The following is a 14,265-nucleotide window of genomic DNA, read 5'->3' on the forward strand; positions in this document are numbered from 1 at the left end:
CCGAGCGCACATCTCTCCTTCGCTCGAAATCCCCCCACCCGGAAGACCCCGCCACGCTCGACGACGATGCGACCCTGCACGCCATGGGTTACCCGCGGAAACTCACCCGTAGATTCCGTGCGTTCGATAATTTCGCCATTTCCTTCACCATCATCAACATCATCTCCGGGATCTTTTCCTCTTTCGGATTCGGAATGAATGCCGGCGGGCCGCGGATCCTGATCTTCGGCTGGATCGGCGTCTCGGTCATGGTGCTGTTCGTCGGCGCCGCGATGGGCGAGATCGCCTCCGCCTACCCGACCAGCGGGGCGCTCTACTTCTCGGCCGGCAAGCTGGCCAAGCGCCACCAGGGCGCCTGGTCCTGGTACACCGGCTGGCTGAACTTCGTCGGCCAGGTCGGCGGCACCGCTGCCACCAACTTCGCCGCCGCCACCTTCATCCAGGCGTTCATCGCCATGCAGTGGCCGTCCTACGTCCCCACGCCGGAGCAGACCGTCGGCATCACCGCCGCGATCCTCCTCGTCCAGGCACTGGCGAACACCTACACCGTGCGGCTGGTCGCCGTGGTGAACCGGATTTCCGTGTGGTGGCTGCTGATCGGCATGGTGGTGATCGTCGGCGCGCTCACCTTCATCCCCACACACCACCAATCGCCCTCGTTCGTCACCCACTTCGCCAACAACACCGGCTTCACCAATGCCGCGTACGGTGGAATGCTGGGCCTGCTCGTCACCAGCTGGACGTTCACCGGATTCGACGGCAGTTTCCACATGTCCGAAGAAACGGTGAAGGCAACGGTCAACGCGCCCAGGGGCATCATGCGGGCCATCACCTACTCGGCGATCACCGGTCTCATCCTGATGCTCGCCCTGGTCTATGCGATCCGCGACTACACACACACCGCGCACGCCGAGGCCCCGCCGGTGCAGATTCTCGTCGACGCACTCGGCCAAAACACCGCGAAGTTCCTGCTGTTGATCGTTATCGGCGCCATGCTGTTCTGCGGTCTTGCCAACATGACCAGCAATACCCGGCAGATCTTCGCCTTCTCCCGGGACGGCGCGATGCCCGGCTCCCGTTGGTGGCACTCGGTGTCCGCGCGCACCCGCACCCCCGTGAAGGCGGTCTGGCTCGCCGCGGCCTGCCCCCTCGTCCTGGTGCTCCCCGGCTGGTGGTCGCACACCGCCTTCACCGCGGTGGTGAGCGTCAACGTCGTCGGGCTGTTCCTCGCCTACGCCGTGCCGATCTTCCTGCGGCTGCGGCTCGACGACTTCCAGGCCGGGCCGTGGAACCTCGGCCGCTACGGCAAGCCCGTCGCGGCGATCGCGGTCACCTGGATCCTGATCAGCAACGTGTTGTTCATGCTGCCTCAGGCGTCCCCGATCACCCCCGCCTCGTTCAACTACGCACCCATCGCACTGGCCGTGGTGCTCGTCATCGCCACCGTCTGGTGGTTCGCCACCGCCCGCAGGCGCTTCCAGGGCCCGGTCAGCTACGGCCGACCCGACGAGGTCGCGGCCATGGACCTCATCTAGGGCCGGTATCGAGATCCAGGACCGGCGTCCAGGTCCGGGGCCGGCGTCCAGGTCCTGTGCCCAAGCCTGCGTTGTGGGCTCGGCGTCGATGCCGCCGCAGCCCCGGCGACCCGCCCGCGCCCGACTCCGGACCCCGACTCCGGACCCCGCTCCCGAACCCGAACCCCGACCCCCACAGAAGGGACCACCACCGGCATGCCCCAGCACCCCGAAGCGCCCCGCACGCCCGTCGCCGTCGACGAACTCACCGTCACCGGCGCCACGTTGGACGACTGGCACCAGGTGGTGCAGTGGGCCGCCGACGAACAGTGGAACCCCGGCCTCCACGACACCGCCTGCTTTCACCCGACCGACCCGGCGGGCTTCTTCGTGGGCCGCCGCGGCGCCACCACGCTCTCGTCCCTCTCGATAGTCAACTACTCGGCCGAGTACGCCTTCCTCGGCTACTACCTCGTCCACCCCGACCACCGCGGCCAGGGCCTGGGCCTGGCCACCTGGCGCGCCGCCTTCTCGCACGCCGGGGCCCGCACCGTCGGCCTGGACGCGGTCCCCGTACAGCAGGCGACGTACCGGCGCGCGGGGTTCACCCCCGCCTACGACACCCTCCGCTACGGCGGCCGCCCCACCCGCCCGGGCACGCCGGCGCCGCCGGAGGTCGTCCCGGTCACCGGCGTCCACCTCGACGCCCTCACCGGCTACGACCGGCGCTGCTTCCCCGCCGACCGGAGCGGCTTCGTCACCCGCTGGCTGACGGCTCCCGGCCACACCGCCCGCGCCTACGTCCACGACGGCGGCGTCGCCGGCTACGGGGTGATCCGACCGGCCCGCACCGGACACCGCATCGGCCCGCTGTTCGCCGACACCCCGCAGGTCGCCGAGGCGCTCTTCGACGCCCTCACCGCCACCGTCGAACCGACCGCCGAGGTCTTCCTCGACATGCCCGAACCCCGGCGCGCCGCCCACGTCCTGGCCACCTCCCGCGGTCTGACGCCCCAGTCGCACACCGTCCGGATGTACACCGGACCGGTGCCGCCGGCGGACCAGGACCGCACCTTCGCCGTGACCAGCCTCGAACTGGGGTAGCGCCCGTGGGGAGCGCGCCGTCGGCGGTAGCCGTTACGCGCCGACCGCGCCGTCGATGCCCTCCCGGAGGAAGTCGGCGTGGCCGTTGTGGCGGGCGTACTCGTGGACCAGGTGGTTCATGACGAGGCGCAGCGAGACGTGCTCCTGCCAGCGGGGCTGGTAGCCGGTGATGTCGAGGGAGGGGGCCTCCTGCTCGATGCGGCGGGAGTGCGCCACCTCCTCCTGCCAGGCGGCGACGGCCTCCGCACGGGTGGACCGGCCGGCGTCGTAGGCCACCTGGAAGTCCCCCTCGGCCGACCAGACGAGGGGGATGTCCTCGCCGTTGATCACCCGGCGGAACCACGTCCGCTCCACCTCCGCCATATGCCGCACCAGGCCGAGCAGGGAGAGCGTGGACGGCGGCATCGAGCGGCGCCGTAGCTCCTCGTCGGTGAGTCCCTCGATCTTCATGGCGAGGGTGGCCCGGTGGAAGTCGAGGAAGGCCCGCAGGGTTTCGCGCTCGCCGCCGCGCACGGGCGGCGCGATGCGCTCGGTGGACACGGCGGAGTCGTTGCGGGAGTAGGCGGTCATGGAGACGTCCTTGGGGGAGGGAGGCGCCGGTGCGCCGTCTGCGGAGACTCGGGAGAACCGAGGGCCGCAGGGTTGCGATACATCACGGCACGGGACGATCCCCGTGCGTGCTCCGGAGCGTGCCGGAGGCGGCCGATGGGATCTTGCCGACCGACGCGGGCGGCCGCAAGCGGTTTTCCCGCGTTGAGGGCGTGACGTGAGGAATGCCGAGGGCGGCGACCCGTTGTCGGGTCGCCGCCCTCAGGGGTTCACGGGAGATACCGTTCGATGGCGCCGGGGCCCTCCTCGGCGATCAGGCGCCTTGCCCATTCCAGGCTCGCCGGGGTGGGTTCGCGCCCGGAGGCCTTCACCAGGTCTTCCGGGTCGTAGGGCCGCTCGCTACCGGTGTACAGCTCGATCCGCCGGTGCTCGGTCGGCTGCTCCTTGCCATTGGTCGTCACAGGTCCTCCTCGTGTCCGCGCCCGCCGAGTCGCCGGGACCTCGCTTGGTTCCATCATGGGACCGCCTCCGAACACCCGCACGACGTGCGCCGCGCCCCGGCCTCCCGCCGCAGGTCAGCCCGCGGGCCGCGGCGCCCCGGGGTACTGCGGCGGGAACGCCTGCTCGGTCCAGATCGTCTTCCCGTACGGCGTGTAGCGGGTGCCCCAGCGCTGCACCAGCTGCGCCACGATGAACAGCCCGCGCCCGCCCTCGTCGTCGCTGGCCGCGTGCCGCAGGTGCGGCGAGGTGTGGCCGGTGTCCGACACCTCGGTCAGCAGGTGCAGATCGCGCAGCAGCCGCAGGTGCAGCGGACCCGAGGCGTGCCGCACGGCATTGGTGACCAGCTCGCTGACCACGAGTTCGGTCGCGTACGACAGCTCCTCCAGGCCCCACTCCCGCAACTGCCCGGTGGCCAGCTCCCGGGCCGAGCCCACCGCGGCCGGCTCGGCGGGCAGCTCCCAGGCCGCCACCTGCCGGGCGTCCAGCTCGCGGGTGCGCACCAGCAGCAGCGCCGAGTCGTCGGCGGCGGGCCCGCCCGGCAGCAGCGCGTCCAACGCGCGGTCGCACAGCTCCTCCAGCGGTCTTCGGTGCTCGCCCAGCACCCGGCCCAGGACCTCCAGCCCCTCCTCGATGTCCCGGTGGGGGGCCGCGACCAGCCCGTTGGTGAAGAGCGCGATCAGGCTGCCCGCCGGCAGCTCGATCTCCAGCGATTCGAACGGCAGGCCTCCGAGCCCCAGTGGTGGGCCGGCGGGCAGGTCGGGGAAGTACAGGCCGCCGTCGGCGTCGATCACGGCCGGCGGCAGATGGCCGGCCCGCGCCATGGTGCAGTGCCGCGAGACCGGGTCGTAGACCGCGTAGAGGCAGGTGACGCCGGTGGCCACGTCGTCCGCTCCGGCATCCGTGCCGACCGGTTCCGCCCCGTTCTCCGCGTTCTGCCCCACCAGGTCGTCGAGCCGGCTGAGCAGCTCGTCGGGGGAGAGGTCCAGCCGGGCCAGCGCGCGCACCGTCGTCCGCAGCCGGCCCATGGTCGCCGCGGCCTCCAGGCCGTGGCCGACCACGTCCCCGACCACCAGCCCGACCCGGGTCCCGGAGAGCCCGATCACGTCGAACCAGTCCCCGCCCACCCCTGCCCGGTCGTCGCTGGGCAGATAGCGGTGGGCCAGGTCCACCGCGGACTGCTCGGGCAGGTGCTGCGGCAGCAGGTTGCGTTGCAGGGTCAGCGCGGCGGCGTGCTCCCGGGTGAAGCGCCGTGCGTTGTCCAGGCACACCGCCGTACGGGTGACCAACTCGTCGGCGAGTTCGATCTCGCCCTTGTCGAAGACCGACGGCTGCGTCCAGCGGACGAAGGTGACCAGCCCCATCGCGGCGCCGCCGGCCCGCAGCGGCACCACCATGGAGCTCTCCTCGCGCACCATCCCGCCGGACGACAGACTCCGGTACGGGAGCGAGCCCGGTGGGTACTCCACGCGGTACGGGCTGTGCGGTACGGCGTCCGGCGGGTCGCTGCCGGAGCGGGTGGCGACCCGGACCAGCGTGGGCAGCCGGCCGTTGCCCGGTTCCGGCTCCTCGCCCTCCAGCACGGACTGCACCAGGTCGACGGTGACCCTGGTGGCGAAGTCGGGCACCGCCACCTCGGTCATCTCCCGCGCGGTGACGGCCATGTCGAGCGTGGTGCCGATCCGGCTGCCGGCGGCCACCAGGAGGTTCAGCCGGCGTTGCGCCAGATAGCGGTCGGTGATGTCGAAGGCGTCCTCGCACACCCCGATCACCTGGCCGCCGGGGTCGTGCAGCCGGTAGTAGGAGCAGGACCAGACGTGGTCGGGGCCCGGCTCGGAGGGCTGCTGGCCGAGGAAGTGCAGGTCGAGGACCGGCTCGCCGGTCTCCAGCACCCGGTTCATCACCGCGTCGAGGGTGCGAGGGTACCCCTCGGTCACAAACTGCCCGTCCGGGTACAGCGCCTCGGCCCGGGTCCCCAGGAACTCCCGCAGCGGCAGCCCGATCTCCTTCACGAACGCGGCGTTCGCCCAGGTCACCCGGAGGTCCGTGTCGTAGATGCCCAACCCCACGGGGGACTGGGTGGCCAGGCCCTCCAGCATCGCCTGCTGGGACTCCCACTTCTGCTGGGCGTCGAGCGCCGCCACCACCAGGATGCGGGCCGGCGCCGGCCCGGGGGCGGCCGCCGGGAGGCTCAGCGCACAGCTGGTGACCGCCACCGGCAGCAGCCGGCCGTCCCGGTGCCGCGCCGTGCGGGGTTCACTGCCGTCCCACGAGGTCTCCGGACCGCGGTCGGGGAACGCGGGACCGGCCGCCTCGGCGGCCGGCAGGAACGTCTCCAGAGGGCGGCCGACGATCTCCTCCGGCGAGTACCCCAGGAGCCGCCGGGCAGCCGGACTCCACCCGACGACCAGGCCCTGGGCGTCCAACACCACGGTGGCAGCCCGGGTCACGTCGAGGGGCCCACGGGAGCCGGCGCTCTCCGCCGCGTTCCATGCGTTCATGGCATCAACCCAGCCCGTTCGGTATCTACAGCATCGATCCTGATCAAGACCGGCACAACCGCGCTGCCGCGCGCCGCGCCCTTGGTGCGGGTCCCCGGGGTCGCTGGCACAGTGGGAGGGGGTGTGCAGCGACAGGAGGCAGATGTCATGTCGGCCCATGGCCCCACGACTCCGGTCCGTGGCGCTCCGTGCTGGGTCAGCCTGATGGCCCGCGACCTGGAGGCCGCGCAGGAGTTCTACGCCGCCGTGCTGGGCTGGCGGTTCCGCCCGGCCAGCCTCGGTGAGGAGTTCTCCGTCGCCATCGCCGACGGTGCGCCGGTCGCCGGCATCGGCGCGCTCGCCCAGAGCTTCCAGGTCGCCGTGGCCTGGACGTCGTACTTCGCGGTGGAGGACGCCGACGACACCGCGGGTCGGATCCGCGAGCGCGGTGCGACCGTCGCGGTCGGCCCGCTCAAGCTCGGACCCGGGCGGGCCGCTCTCGCCGCCGACCGGGACGGCGCCACCTTCGGCTTCTGGGAGGGGCAGACGCTCGCCTGGTCGGTCGGGCAGGGCAGTGCGCCGGCACGCCTGGAACTGCGCACCCGGGACGCCTTCGAGGCGGCCATCTTCTACGCCGAGATCTTCGACTGGGCCTCGGAGAAGCCCGGCGGCTGCGACGTCACCTACGAACACGACCAGGTGATCGTGCACGACGGTACGCACACCGTCGCCACCCTGCGCGGCGGCGGGGTCGAGGCCGCGCCGGATCCGCGGGTGCGGCCCCGCTGGCACGTCCACTTCCCGGTCCACGACATCGAGAAGGTGACCGCCGTCGCGGTGGCCGCCGGGGGCACCGTCACCCCGGTGACCCCGACCGCCGACGGCGGGGGCCGCCAGGCCGTGATCCGCGACCCCGACGGCGGTCTGTTCACCGTCACCGCCCCGATCTGACGGCCCCCGGCGTCACCGCCCCCGCTCCGCCTCCAGCGGAGGGCACCACGACGACTGCGTCCGCCCGCCGACCCGGCCGCAGAACCCGGCCTGGGCGGGCTTGCCCACCTGGTCGATGTGCTGCACGGACAGCAGCTTGTCCAGCGGGACCTGGCGGTCCACCTCGCCGCCGAAGCTGATGATGCCGCTCGCCCCGTCGAGCGCCTCATCGCCGTGCACCCCGCTGATCGCGTGCCAGACGGCCGGCGGTGTCAGCGGCATCTGCGCGGCCTCCTCCCGCAGCTGCTTCACCGCGTTGACGTACAGCTTGACGGCGTCGAAGCCGAGCGCCGCATGCCCGTCCAGCGAGGAGTTGGGGACCTTCGCGCACTCCTCATGGAAGATCCGGCTGAGCTCGGCGTAGAGCTCACTGGTGCCGTCGCAGCGGGCCGAGCCGAGGGTGAAGTCCAGGAAGTCGTAGGGGATTCCGGGATAGTGCCCGCGGCGCTCCGCGTCGGCGGCCAGCCGCGCCACGTCGTCGCCGCCGATGAGCACCGGCGGGTCGGAGTTGCAGGACTCGTTGATGCCGCCGAGCAGCGATTCGAAGTCCTCCGAGCGGCCGGCGAAGAACACCACGCCCTGGTACGAACAGCTCCGCTGGCCGACCGTCCCGGGGCCCGGGGCGTCCGAGGAGGGCTCCTCGCCCGGCGCCGGGGGCGGGGTGAACAGCGTGGTGGCGACCGTGAACCCACGGGCCCGGAAGCGCCGGGCGACGTCCTCGCTGAGCGTCCTGCTGTAGGTGTCGCTGGGGTCGGCGGAGCCGATGATCCGCACCGTCCGGGTCGGCTTCTTCGCGCCCCGTCCCACGAGGTGGTCGGCGTACGCGGCGGCGACGTCGGCCTCCCGGGTGTTCTGCGGCGACACCTGGAAGTACATCGGGGACTGCCGCACCAGTGTGTCCGCGGACAGCGTCGTGGCCACCATCGGCAGTCCCACCGCGGTCAGCTTCCGAATCGTCCGGTTGGTCGCCTCCCGGCTCTGGTCGAGCCCGGTGACCCCGACGATGGACGGATCCTGCCGCTGCAACCGGTCCAGGACGTCCACCACCCGGGTACCGAAGCGCATCCCCGACCCGGCGTTGGCGGGGAAGATGCGCAGGATCGGCTCGGTCGGGCCGGTGCTGCGCAGCTGCCGGGACTGGGCGCTCGCCGCGCCCTGCAACGCCTCGCGCCCGTAGGCGAGTTGACCGGTGGGCTTGCCCGACACGCTGAGCAGCGCGGACAGATGGACGAGGGTGACGAACGGGCGCTGCGGCGCGGCCCGGTGCGCCTCCTCGGCGCGCCGGTTCTGGGCGTAGATGGTCTGGAGGGTCTTGTCGAGGGAGGGGTCGGGCGAGTGGAACGTGAAGCCGTACCGCGCCACGCCGACGCACTCGCCGGTCTCCGCGGTTTGGAGGGTGTCCGCGTCGTCGTCGAACCGGCCCAGCCCGCAGTGCGCCTGTCGGTAAGCGCTCTCGGCCCTCAGCACCAGACCGCCGGTGCCCAGCAGCGCGAGGGTCATCCCGCACACCGCCGCCAGGGACACCACCCGGCGGGCCCACAGCGGCGGTTCGGGGATCCGCAGCCGGGCGTCCTGGGCGACCTCCAGCCGGCGCGTCAGCTCATAGCTCTCCTCGGACGGCGGCATCAGCCGGGGCACGGTGACCGGTAGGTACCAGGGAGCGCGGTTACGGGCCCGGCCCTGGTGGAGGAAGGTGTCCCGCCAGCCGCCGTAGAGCCGGTCGGTGAGCTCCCACAGCGAGCTGTGGCCCCAGTCGGCCCGGACCTGGGTGCCGTCGGCCGGCGGCTCGGCGCTACAGCTGATCACCAGCAGCGGGTCGAAGGCGCCGGTCTCGTTGCGTACGTCGATGACGGCCCGGAGCAGCGGGTAGCCGCAGTTGTCCGCGGCCACGCCGTCGAGCAGCGCCACGCAGTACGCGGTGCGCCGGGCCGTCCGGGGCCGCCAGAAGCGGCGGCGGAACGCCACCCGGAGGTCCTCAAGAAAGGCGTTGACCATCAACTTCCGCAGCTGTTCCGGGTCTTCGACCTGGTTGTGCGGGCTGGTCAGCCGCTCGGCGAAGCCGGTGAAGGTACCTGGATCGCGCGGTGCGAGGTAGGGCTGGTTGAGCAGCCAACGGTACTCGCGGCCCAGCCCGCGGCGGATCCGGAACCATGCGAGCGGAAAGACGTGCACCGCGAACAGCCACACCCACCACGGCACGGTGCCGTCCACCGCGAGCTCGGTCTCGGGGGAGCGCAGCAGTCCGAACAGTCGGCGGCGGCGGAACTCCCGTTCCCGCAGGCCCTGGAGCAGGGTGTGGTCGTTGCCCTCCATGTCGCCCGGCTGACCGGGGCCGTTCCCCGTGCCGGCCTGCATCAGCCAGTTGACCAGGCCGAACCGGCGGAAGCGGACCCGGCCGTCGCTGCCGTTGACGCTGCGGGCGAAGCCCTGGGCCAGCAGCTCCAGGGTGCGGCGGACCGCCTCGACGGACTCGGGGCCGGCCGACGCGGTGTCGGCGGCCCCGAGGTCGCAGAGCACGTGCGGCACCCGACGGGGGTCGGCGTGGCTGAGGAAGTAGCTGATGCCCTTGGCGAGTTGGCGGTGGTCGTCCCCGGCGACCAGGCAGATCACCGGCAGGCCTTCACGGCCCTGGGCCACTCCGCGGTGCCGCACCGGCTCGGGACACTCCCGGCGCCGCGGCCGGCGGACCAGATCGGCGATCAGACGGAGCAGATGCCCGGCTCCGCGGAAGACAGGGATGTTGGAATCGAGTTCGTTCGACGCCATGGTGCCCCTGAGGGAGGGTCGGAATAGGGCGGCAATTCTGACACCGCCCCTCAGGCGGTCGCTATGGTTCCGCCACACTCAGGGGCCCCATGAATCTCCTGTGAACCTCCTTTGAACCTCCTTGTGGTCGTGGTCAGTTCGGTCGACTGGCGAGGTCGGTTCAGCGGATCGCGGGTGGTTGGTCCGACGGATCGTGAGCGGTCGGTTCAGCGGATCGGGCTCGGTTGGTTCAGCGAACCGGTCGGGGTCAGTTCAGCGAACCGGGCGCCGTGCCCGAGCCGTCGCCGGCACCGCTGTCACCGCCGGCTGCGCCGTTGTCGCCGCTGGACGCACCGCTGTCACCGCCGGCCGCGCCGTTGTCGCCGCTGGACGTACCACCGGCCGCACCGTTGCCGCCGCCCCCGGCGCCGATCTCCGCCCCCGTGGCCTTGAGCGCGTCGGTGACCGGCTGGAAGAAGGTCTCGCCGCCCTGGGTGCAGTCGCCGCTGCCGCCCGAGGTCAGCCCCACGGCTGCGTTGCCGGAGAACATCGAGCCACCGCTGTCGCCCGGCTCGGCGCAGACATCCGTCTGTATGAGGCCGTTGACGATGTCGCCGTTGCCGTAGTTCACCGTGGCGTCCAGGCCGGTGACGGTGCCGTCGTGCAGCCCGGTCGTGGAGCCGGAGCGCTGCACCTTCATGCCGACGGCGGCCTCCGCGGCCTGGGTGATCTGCTGGGTGCTGCCGTTTCCCAGGTCGACCGCGCTCTGCGGCTGGGCACCCGGGTCGTCGTAGGTGACCAGGGCGAAGTCGGTCTTCGGGAACTGGGAGTCGGCCACCGTACCCAGTGGCTGACCGCCGCCCTGGTCCGCCGACCAGGTCCGGGAGTCATTACCGCAGTGACCCGCCGTCAGGAAGGCCGGGGCGCCCTTGACCGTCACGTTGAAGCCGAGCGAGCAGCGGGCGTTGCCACCGAAGATGGCACTGCCGCCGATCGGCCCGGCCGCAGCGCCGCCGCCCTGCCCGCCGTTCCCCTGTCCGCCGTTTCCTTGCCCGTTTCCGCCGTTCCCCTGCCCGCCGTTCCCCTGCCCGTTGCCGCCGTCGGCCGCCGACCCGCCGTCGGCCGCCGATCCGTCGTCGCCGCCCGCCGAGGAGCCCGCCGCCGCGCCGCCGTCGAACCGTCGGAACTCGCCCTGGGAGCGCTTGACGGTGACCATGCCCGCGCCCATCCTGCCGGTGGCCTTGGTGAGCGCGGCCATCTTGGCGCCGGTGACGGTCCGGTCGGCGAGCACCACGATCTTGTTGGTCCGGGGGTCGATCGACCACGCCGTACCGGGCACCGCAGCGGTCTCGCGCAGGGTGCGCGTGCCGGCCTTCAGCGCGGTCATGCTGTTGTGGACGACCTTGGCGACCGCGCCCTTGGCCGTGACGCTCGCGGCGTCGTCCGCGGACAGCACGTTCATCACCAGATGGCCGCTCGCACCGTCCAGGTACCAGCCGGCGGCCTGGCCCCCGAGGTCCGCCTTCAGGGCCGTCGCCAACTGGGTGGCCGCGGGCGCGCTGAACGTCCGCAGGGCCACCGGCCGGTCCGTACTCGCGTTGGCGTTGGGGAGCAGGATCGCGGCGGCCGCGATGGCGGCCACGCCCGCGCCGGCGATGACGCCCGTCCGCTTGTTCACATGTCGATGGCTCACTTGACTGACCTCCAGGGACGCACAGGACGAAGCACACGGAGGCCGCGGTGCGTCGCGTCGGCACCCGTGCGAGGTTGCCATCCAGTCCTACGGAGGTCCGCCCACCCCGGTCTCATGGCCACTCAAGCTGTGATGAATTCCGGTGTTCGCGGTCGCGACGTCGTACACTCCCGGGCCCGCCCCGGGCCGTGGCCGGGCGGGCGTAAAGGCGAGCTGTGACCGTGCTTAAGAAAACCTCGATGGACCCCACGGCCGCGGTACGGAAGATTTCTGGACGAAGATCGGGCGGCCGGGGCGTGCCCCCGGCAGGTCACACTTTCGTTCGGGAGCCGCAGCGGTGAAGGCACTGGTCAAGCAGAAGGCGGAGCCGGGACTCTGGCTCACGGAGGTGCCGGAACCGGCGATCGGACCGGGCGATGTGCTGATCAAGGTGCTGCGGACCGGCATCTGCGGTACGGATCTGCACATTCGCGCCTGGGACGGCTGGGCCCAGCAGGCGCTGGACACCCCGCTGATCATCGGCCACGAATTCGTCGGCGAGGTGGTGGAGACCGGCCGCGACGTGACCGACGTCAAGGCCGGCGATCTGGTCAGCGGCGAGGGACACCTGGTCTGCGGCAAATGTCGCAACTGTCTGGCCGGCCGCCGCCACCTGTGCCGTGCCACCATCGGCCTCGGCGTCGGCCGGGACGGCGCCTTCGCCGAGTATGTGGCGCTGCCCGCCACCAACGTCTGGGTGCACCGGGTCCCGGTCGACCTCGACATCGCCGCGGTCTTCGACCCGTTCGGCAACGCCGTGCACACCGCGCTGTCGTTCCCGCTGGTCGGCGAGGACGTGCTGATCACCGGCGCCGGACCGATCGGGATCATGGCGGCAGCGGTGGCCCGGCACGCCGGCGCCCGCAACGTCATGATCACGGACGTCAGCGAGCCGCGCCTGGAGCTCGCCCGCAAGGTCGGCGTCAGCCTCGCCCTCAACGTCGCCGAACGGACCGTCGTCGAGGGCCAGCGCGAGCTGGGGCTGCGGGAGGGCTTCGACGTCGGGCTGGAGATGTCCGGGCGACCGGAGGCGATGCGCGACATGATCGCCAACATGACGCACGGCGGCCGGATCGCCGTACTCGGCCTGCCCGCCCAGGAATTCCCCGTCGACTGGTCCCGGATCGTCACCTCCATGATCACGATCAAGGGCATCTACGGGCGGGAGATGTTCGAGACCTGGTACGCGATGTCGGTGCTGCTCGAAGGCGGCCTCGACCTCGCGCCCGTGATCACCGGCCGGTACTCCTACCAGGACTTCGACGCCGCCTTCGACGATGCCGCCAGCGGCCGCAGCGGCAAGATCATCCTCGACTGGACTGTCTGACCCGGCCCCGTCCGCCCCACCCCGACTCCTGGAGAAAACCCCGATGTTCGACTCCGTACGCGACGAACTGCGCACCACCCTCGACGAGATCCGGGCCGCCGGACTGCACAAGCCCGAGCGCGTCATCGGCACCCCGCAGTCCGCCACCGTCGCGGTCACCGCCGGCGGCAACCCGGGCGAGGTGCTCAACTTCTGCGCCAACAACTACCTCGGTCTCGCCGACCACCCCGAGGTCGTCGCCGCCGCCCACGAAGCGCTCGACCGCTGGGGCTACGGCCTCGCCTCGGTCCGTTTCATCTGTGGCACCCAGGAGGTCCACAAGGAGCTGGAGCAGCGGATCGCCGGTTTCCTCGGCCAGGAGGACACCATCCTCTACTCGTCCTGCTTCGACGCCAACGGCGGGGTCTTCGAGACGCTGCTCGGCCCGGACGACGCGGTGATCTCCGACGCCCTCAACCACGCCTCCATCATCGACGGCATCCGGCTGTGCAAGGCCCGCCGGTTCCGCTACGCCAACCGCGACCTGGCCGACCTGGAGCGCCAGTTGAAGGAGGCCACGGAAGGCGGCGCCGGCCGCACGCTGATCGTCACCGACGGTGTCTTCTCCATGGACGGCTACGTGGCACCGCTGCGCGAGATCTGCGATCTGGCCGACCGCTACGGCGCCATGGTGATGGTCGACGACTCGCACGCGGTCGGCTTCGTCGGCCCCGGCGGCCGCGGCACCCCGGAACTCCACGGCGTGATGGACCGCGTCGACATCATCACCGGCACCCTCGGCAAGGCGCTGGGCGGAGCCTCCGGCGGCTATGTCGCGGCCCGCGCCGAGATCGTCGCCCTGCTGCGCCAGCGCTCGCGCCCCTACCTGTTCTCCAACTCGCTGGCGCCGGTGATCGCCGCCGCCTCGCTGAAGGTGCTCGACCTGCTGGAGTCGGCCGGCGAGCTGCGCGAGCGGCTGCACGCCAACACCGCGCTGTTCCGCTCCCGGATGACCGCGGAGGGCTTCGACGTCCTCCCGGGCGACCACGCCATCGCCCCCGTCATGATCGGCGACGCGGCCGAGGCGGCCCGGATGGCCGAGCTGCTGCTGGAGCGCGGGGTGTACGTCATCGGCTTCTCCTACCCGGTGGTCCCCCAGGGCCAGGCGCGGATCCGCGTCCAGCTGTCGGCCGCGCACTCGACGGAGGACGTCAACCGCGCGGTGGACGCCTTCGTGGCGGCGCGAGCCGCCATGAGCGCGGAGGCAGGGGCCACGGTGAGCGCGGAGGCGGGGGTCGCCGTCGGCGAGTGAGCCGACCGGCCGCGGCGACCTGAGAAAATGGCCGC

At 71.8% G+C, this 14,265-nt stretch carries 10 protein-coding genes; 5 read left to right on the forward strand and 5 right to left on the reverse strand.

Annotated elements, in window-relative coordinates:
- Nucleotides 1-83 precede the first annotated feature (83 nt).
- Nucleotides 84-1,535: an amino acid permease gene (locus AB0C96_RS22610; RefSeq protein WP_362919531.1), complete on the forward strand. Its 1,452-nt coding sequence runs from the start codon at nucleotides 84-86 to the stop codon at nucleotides 1,533-1,535.
- A gap of 195 nt (nucleotides 1,536-1,730) precedes the next feature.
- A complete protein-coding gene (locus AB0C96_RS22615; protein WP_362919494.1) occupies nucleotides 1,731-2,618 on the forward strand; it encodes a GNAT family N-acetyltransferase in 888 nt (295 codons plus the stop codon).
- A 33-nt stretch (nucleotides 2,619-2,651) separates the two neighbouring features.
- Here the strand turns inward: AB0C96_RS22615 and AB0C96_RS22620 are convergent, their stop codons facing one another.
- The 3 genes from AB0C96_RS22620 to AB0C96_RS22630 all read right to left on the reverse strand — a co-directional run bounded on the left by AB0C96_RS22620 (nucleotide 2,652) and on the right by AB0C96_RS22630 (nucleotide 6,166).
- Nucleotides 2,652-3,188, reverse strand: coding sequence for a DinB family protein (locus AB0C96_RS22620; RefSeq protein ID WP_362919495.1), 537 nt, complete (start codon nucleotides 3,186-3,188; stop codon nucleotides 2,652-2,654).
- Between the two features lie 248 nt (nucleotides 3,189-3,436).
- Nucleotides 3,437-3,628 carry a hypothetical protein gene (locus tag AB0C96_RS22625; protein WP_362919496.1) on the reverse strand — a complete coding sequence of 64 codons (192 nt, stop codon included), beginning with the start codon at nucleotides 3,626-3,628 and terminating at the stop codon, nucleotides 3,437-3,439.
- 114 nt (nucleotides 3,629-3,742) lie between these two features.
- Nucleotides 3,743-6,166 carry a SpoIIE family protein phosphatase gene (locus AB0C96_RS22630; protein WP_362919497.1) on the reverse strand — a complete coding sequence of 808 codons (2,424 nt, stop codon included), beginning with the start codon at nucleotides 6,164-6,166 and terminating at the stop codon, nucleotides 3,743-3,745.
- Between the two features lie 147 nt (nucleotides 6,167-6,313).
- Here AB0C96_RS22630 and AB0C96_RS22635 point away from each other — a divergent pair, with 147 nt between their 5' ends.
- Complete coding sequence (locus tag AB0C96_RS22635; RefSeq protein WP_362919498.1) at nucleotides 6,314-7,096, forward strand: VOC family protein; 783 nt, start codon at nucleotides 6,314-6,316, stop codon at nucleotides 7,094-7,096.
- A 12-nt stretch (nucleotides 7,097-7,108) separates the two neighbouring features.
- On the opposite strand, the gene AB0C96_RS22640 is transcribed toward AB0C96_RS22635, so the two are convergent.
- Nucleotides 7,109-9,901, reverse strand: a complete 2,793-nt coding sequence (locus AB0C96_RS22640) for a hypothetical protein (protein WP_362919499.1) — start codon at nucleotides 9,899-9,901, stop codon at nucleotides 7,109-7,111.
- 247 nt (nucleotides 9,902-10,148) lie between these two features.
- Nucleotides 10,149-11,573 (reverse strand): S1 family peptidase, encoded by a 1,425-nt coding sequence (locus AB0C96_RS22645; protein WP_362919500.1) that lies wholly within the window; start codon nucleotides 11,571-11,573, stop codon nucleotides 10,149-10,151.
- Nucleotides 11,574-11,910: 337 nt separating this feature from the next.
- Here AB0C96_RS22645 and tdh point away from each other — a divergent pair, with 337 nt between their 5' ends.
- Nucleotides 11,911-12,939: an L-threonine 3-dehydrogenase gene (gene tdh, locus AB0C96_RS22650; protein WP_362919501.1), complete on the forward strand. Its 1,029-nt coding sequence runs from the start codon at nucleotides 11,911-11,913 to the stop codon at nucleotides 12,937-12,939.
- Between the two features lie 43 nt (nucleotides 12,940-12,982).
- Complete coding sequence (locus AB0C96_RS22655) at nucleotides 12,983-14,230, forward strand: glycine C-acetyltransferase (RefSeq protein WP_362919502.1); 1,248 nt, start codon at nucleotides 12,983-12,985, stop codon at nucleotides 14,228-14,230.
- Nucleotides 14,231-14,265: the final 35 nt, after the last annotated feature.

This window comes from Streptomyces sp. NPDC048506 (assembly GCF_040651315.1).
Lineage (GTDB): Bacteria > Actinomycetota > Actinomycetes > Streptomycetales > Streptomycetaceae > Streptomyces.